Origin of the sequence: Flavobacterium sp. (assembly GCF_036515215.1) — a bacterium.
Taxonomy (GTDB): Bacteria; Bacteroidota; Bacteroidia; order Flavobacteriales; family Flavobacteriaceae; genus Flavobacterium.
On sequence record NZ_DATBVQ010000190.1, the window covers coordinates 1 to 5,265 of the forward strand.

Below are 5,265 nucleotides of genomic sequence, written 5' to 3' on the forward strand. Positions count from 1 at the left end.
GGCTGGTATTTGTAGCTGTTTTGCGAGATATTGCCAAGGAAACTCCATTGCCATTTGGCGGAAGCCTGATAATTTATATTAGTTTGAATGTCGGCAAATGTCGGAGTGTAATTTGTTTGGGTATCTTGGCTTTTCACCAAAAGGCTGTTGTTCCTGTATCGAACTCCAGTAATTGCGGTCCATTTCTTGTTTCTAGAAATGGCATCAACAGAAAAACTTCCACCAAGAAAACTAGCTTCAAAAGTGACGCCAAATTCCGAAGGTTTCCTATAGGTGATATCAAGAACGGAAGACAATTTATCGCCAAATTTGGCCTGAAAACCGCCAGCCGAAAAATCGACATTCTGGACTAGATCAGTGTTGGTAAAACTAAGTCCTTCTTGCTGGCCTGAGCGAATCAGAAAAGGGCGGTATATTTCAATCTCATTTACATAAACCAAGTTCTCATCATAATTACCGCCTCGAACCGCATACTGCGTACTCAATTCATTATTGGAATTTACGCCCGGTAAGGTTTTCAAAATATTTTCGATTCCGGCATTGGCTCCAGGCATTTTTCTAATGACTTCCGGTGCAATGGTTGTTAGGCCCTGGACGCGTTTTTTATTATTTGTGGTAACGATAATTTCGCCCATTTGTTCTTGTTGGTCATTCATCACCAAATTGAACTCCTGCTCTTCGTTTGTTTTTAAAGAAAGGGAAACCGTCGCTTTTTTCAAAGAAACATGCGTAAAAGTGATGGTCACCTTTTGATTTTCTGGAATCTTAAGCGAATAAAAACCATTTAAATTAGTTTGGGTTCTACTACCGGAACAGGAAACATTCACATTGCCTATCGGTTGATTGTTTATGTCCAGAATAACACCCTTTACTCGAGCTGATTGAGCAAAAGAAGAAAATCCCAGCAATAATGCAATAAAAACAAAAATTATTTTTCTAATATTCAAGCTGTCTATGTGTTTTTATTTTTGACTTCTAAAAAAACGAGTCTCAAAGGTAGTTGAATTTCCTACATTATCCGTAAGCACTACTTTTAAATCATTGGCTCCTTCCGCGACAATACCGTCGCTGAAATGATGCGTTATTCTCCTGGTTTTATAATCATATTCGAAAAAAATCCAATTTCCGTTCAAATAACCATTGTAAGATTTTATCCCTGATCCGCTGTCGTTTATTGAAAGCTGAAGCGTTTTCTGCGTACTTATCCACTTCCCTTCGACAGATTTTGCAATTGAAACCGTTGGCGCCGTTGTGTCTATCGCCAAAGTATATTTACCCAATGATCTCAGCTTTGCAGAATACACATTGTCTTTTCTACTGGTAGAATTATATCCGCTCCTACCTCTGGAATCAATATCCGCAATGAAAACTTTTTCTTTTTGGGCATCAGTGTATTTGTCGCTCTCCATCGAAATTTCAAAACGAGAATGAACGGGAACGGTGTCGTCATGAAGATACAAAACGCCATCCCTCACATCAAAATTCATGTCGAAATCTTCATAGAATGTTCCGGCCGGAAAGAAAACAGACATGTTGTTTTTAGAAAAAACATTGTCTTTGTTCACTTTTACAAAATAATTGGATACTACGGTTTCTTTTTCAACAATAGCAGCCGCAGAATCAAAACTGATTGGTATGGAAATGGTATTTAGGTTGCCAAAAAAATCAGAAACTTCAATCCGATACACAGAGGTCAGGTTAGGAAGCACTGTCACAACACCATTTGTGTCATCCGTCTTTATTATGCTTAATTTGTACGGGTTGGCCATGAATAATTTCTGCACCCTTTGAGAGGTTTTTTTATACCTGGAATAATCCACCAACGCATTTACATACCGCATTTCATCAAACGAATAAGTGTCAAATTGATACCCAAAATTAGGTTTCCCATTTAAAAAAGTCTGTACCTTATATACCCCGTTTTTATTGAAAGATACATTATCATAATCGACGGCGGTGACACCAAAACCTATTTTGCCGTTGGCATAAACCTTATTAGACAAATACGTCCCATCTTTTTGTAAAGACAAACTAAGCAAAAGTGGACGCTTAGATTGGTTTACCGAAGTCTTTCCGTCCAGCGGATAAACATATACCGCAGAAACAGCCGGTTTTTTAGTGTCCTTTATAAACTTATCAAACCCGAACAACAGCGGATTAATTATTTTCTCGGTTTTGCTGTCGCGAAATTCAAAATGCAAATGCGGACCTTCCGACGAACCTGTATTGCCTGAAAGCGCAATCGTTTGTCCTTTCTTTACAACCAATTCATTCGGTTTTAAAAACAATTCTATTTCAAATGACTGTTCCTTATAATGCGCTTTCTTGATGTAATTTTCAATGGCATCGGTTCCCTTTTGCAGATGACAATATACGGAAGTAAAACCATTGGGATGCGTTATATAAATTGCTTTACCATTTCCAAAAGTAGAAATTTTTATTCTCGAAACATAGCCGTCCGCAACAGCATGTACATCTAGTCCCTCCCTCTGCAAGGTCTTGAAATCGAATCCGGCATGAAAATGATTGGGCCTTAATTCACCGAAATTTCCTGACAATTCCATCGCGATCGATAAAGGCGAACTAAAATAGTCTTTTGGGTACCCCGTTTGGGCAACAGCGACAACTGAAAACAATAGAAAAAAAACAAAAAATCTCATGACATACATTTTTGCTAAGATAAAAAACTAATTCATTATGCTTTACAAAAAACCACTATTTGTAACTAATTACATTACAACTACTTGGTTATTTTATAATAAAAAAACAAATAAAATATTGTAATAATAAAAAGTAATACTAAATTTGTAATATTAAGTAATGAATAGGCTATATAATGAGTGTAATTGCAGAAATAATTGATACTCTTGAAAATAAGATTGAAAAACTGATTATAAAAATAAGAAGTTTAGACAAAAACAATCAAGATTTAAAAATCGAATTAACAAAATCTGCACACATCATACAAACTCAGTCAAATGAGATCGAAGCGCTAAAATCGCAGTATGAAACCCTCAAGATCGCCAACTCATTGCTAGGCAGTGACGATAATAAAAGAGATACAAAGCTCAAAATAAATTCTTTAATTCGTGAAATTGATTACTGTATAGCGCAGCTATCTGATTAGTAAAAAATATGGACGAAAAGCTTAAAATTAAAATATCAATTGCAGACAGAGTATACCCATTAACGGTGGAGCTGTCCCAGGAAGAAGGACTGCGAAGTGCTTCAAAAAAAATTGACGTAATGATGAAGCAATTTGAAGAAAATTACGCTGTTCGTGATAAGCAAGATGTTTTGGCCATGTGCGCCTTACAGTTTGCCTCACAATCAGAACAAAAACAAATTGACAACTCTATCAATGGTGAAGAAACTATTGAAAGAATTAAAAAAATCAATGCGCTTTTAGATCAATATCTCGACAATTAAACGTTCTTTACAGAAACTAAGATACTGCCTACATTAGTTCACATTTGGTAAACTCAACACTAACATTTTAGAATGAGCAAATCATCACTACTAAAGCATGCCACGCTCCGGCGAGGAAACTTGAACAGTGAGTTAGCTCAAAACTTGTCTTTTCGAGTTTATACAAACAACTTAATGTAGGCTTTTTTATATATAAATTTTAACAAACATGGACATAATAACGATCGTCATTTCAGGAATAATAGGAATAGCAGCAGGTTTTGGAATTGCCAAAATTATTGAAAAAAGCAATATTTCTAATTTAATTAAAAGCGCCAAAAAAGAAGCTTCATCAATTTTAAAAGATGCCAACCTTGAGGCTGAAAACATAAAAAAAGATAAAATTCTTCAAGCAAAAGAAAAATTTATCGAATTAAAGTCAGAACACGAACAAGTAATTCTTGCCAGAGACAAGAAAGTTGCTGAAGTCGAAAAAAGAATCAGAGACAAGGAATCCCAGATTTCTAACGAATTGTCTAAAGTTAAAAAGGTAAACGATGATTTCGAATCAAAAGCGGCTGAATACGCCACTAAAATCGAAATCCTGGACAGAAGACAAATAGAGGTTGACAAATTGCACAAAAGCCAATTGCAACAACTTGAGGTAATATCCGGTTTATCTGCCGAAGATGCCAAAAACCAATTGGTCGAAGGGCTAAAAGCCGAGGCTAAAACCGAAGCAATGTCCCATATCCAAGACACGATCGAGGAAGCTAAATTGACAGCGCAACAAGAAGCCAAAAAAATCATCATCAACACTATTCAAAGAGTTGGAACGGAAGAAGCGGTTGAAAACTGTGTCTCTGTATTTAACATTGAATCGGATGACGTCAAAGGAAGAATCATCGGGCGTGAGGGAAGAAACATTAGAGCACTTGAAGCCGCAACTGGGGTTGAAATCATCGTTGATGACACACCTGAAGCGATAATACTTTCTTGCTTTGATCCTGTTCGTAGAGAAATTGCCCGTTTAGCGCTTCATAAATTAGTGACTGACGGACGTATTCACCCGGCACGTATCGAAGAGGTGGTTGCCAAAACCGCAAAACAAATTGACGACGAAATCATAGAAGTTGGAAAACGCACCGTTATAGACTTAGGAATTCATGGATTGCATCCAGAATTGATAAAAGTAGTGGGCCGTATGAAATACCGTTCTTCTTACGGACAGAATTTACTGCAACACTCCCGTGAAGTTTCTAAACTTTGTGGAATCATGGCGGCTGAATTGGGTCTGAATGTTAAACTAGCCAAAAGAGCAGGTTTATTACACGATATCGGAAAAGTTCCTGATGCAGAAAGTGATTTGCCTCACGCATTATTAGGAATGCAATGGGCTGAAAAATATGGCGAAAAAGAAGAAGTTTGTAATGCCATTGGTGCTCACCATGACGAAATAGAAATGAAATCTCTATTGTCCCCAATTGTACAGGTTTGTGATGCCATATCAGGCGCAAGACCAGGTGCACGAAGACAAGTATTGGATTCTTACATACAACGACTAAAAGACCTCGAAGAAGTGGCTTACGGGTTTAATGGCGTTAAAAACGCTTACGCAATCCAAGCAGGAAGAGAACTTCGTGTTATCGTGGAAAGCGAAAAAGTTTCTGACGATAATGCCGCGACCCTATCATTTGAAATTTCACAAAAAATCCAAACTGAAATGACCTATCCTGGTCAAGTTAAAGTAACCGTGATTAGAGAAACCAGAGCTGTGAATATTGCAAAATAATTCTATACTGCTAACCCCATACAAAAAGGCTTGTCGATTGAAAAATTGACAAGCCTTTTTTTTTT

General features: G+C 37.0%; 5 protein-coding genes. 3 read left to right on the forward strand and 2 right to left on the reverse strand.

Annotated elements, in window-relative coordinates; translation table 11 throughout:
* On the reverse strand, window positions 1-947 hold a 947-nt coding region (locus tag VIH09_RS13170), incomplete at its 3' end, for a carboxypeptidase-like regulatory domain-containing protein (RefSeq protein WP_331581757.1).
* Window positions 948-962: 15 nt separating this feature from the next.
* Window positions 963-2,660 carry a M23 family metallopeptidase gene (locus VIH09_RS13175; protein WP_331581759.1) on the reverse strand — a complete coding sequence of 566 codons (1,698 nt, stop codon included), beginning with the start codon at window positions 2,658-2,660 and terminating at the stop codon, window positions 963-965.
* A 176-nt stretch (window positions 2,661-2,836) separates the two neighbouring features.
* On the opposite strand from VIH09_RS13175, the gene VIH09_RS13180 reads away from it, so the two are divergent.
* The 3 genes from VIH09_RS13180 to rny all read left to right on the forward strand — a co-directional run bounded on the left by VIH09_RS13180 (window position 2,837) and on the right by rny (window position 5,200).
* On the forward strand, window positions 2,837-3,127 hold the full coding sequence (locus VIH09_RS13180; RefSeq protein WP_331581761.1) for a hypothetical protein: 291 nt from the start codon (window positions 2,837-2,839) through the stop codon (window positions 3,125-3,127).
* Between the two features lie 8 nt (window positions 3,128-3,135).
* Window positions 3,136-3,429: a cell division protein ZapA gene (locus tag VIH09_RS13185; RefSeq protein WP_331581763.1), complete on the forward strand. Its 294-nt coding sequence runs from the start codon at window positions 3,136-3,138 to the stop codon at window positions 3,427-3,429.
* A gap of 208 nt (window positions 3,430-3,637) precedes the next feature.
* Window positions 3,638-5,200 (forward strand): ribonuclease Y, encoded by a 1,563-nt coding sequence (gene rny / locus VIH09_RS13190; RefSeq protein WP_331581765.1) that lies wholly within the window; start codon window positions 3,638-3,640, stop codon window positions 5,198-5,200.
* Window positions 5,201-5,265 lie beyond the last annotated feature (65 nt).

Bases quoted from the DNA above. Each gene is read 5' to 3' on its own strand.
- VIH09_RS13175 (WP_331581759.1), bottom strand. From the start codon at position 2,660: ATGAGATTTTTTGTTTTTTTTCTATTGTTTTCAGTTGTCGCTGTTGCC.
- VIH09_RS13180 (WP_331581761.1), top strand. From the start codon at position 2,837: ATGAGTGTAATTGCAGAAATAATTGATACTCTTGAAAATAAGATTGAA.
- VIH09_RS13185 (WP_331581763.1), top strand. From the start codon at position 3,136: ATGGACGAAAAGCTTAAAATTAAAATATCAATTGCAGACAGAGTATAC.
- rny (WP_331581765.1), top strand. From the start codon at position 3,638: ATGGACATAATAACGATCGTCATTTCAGGAATAATAGGAATAGCAGCA.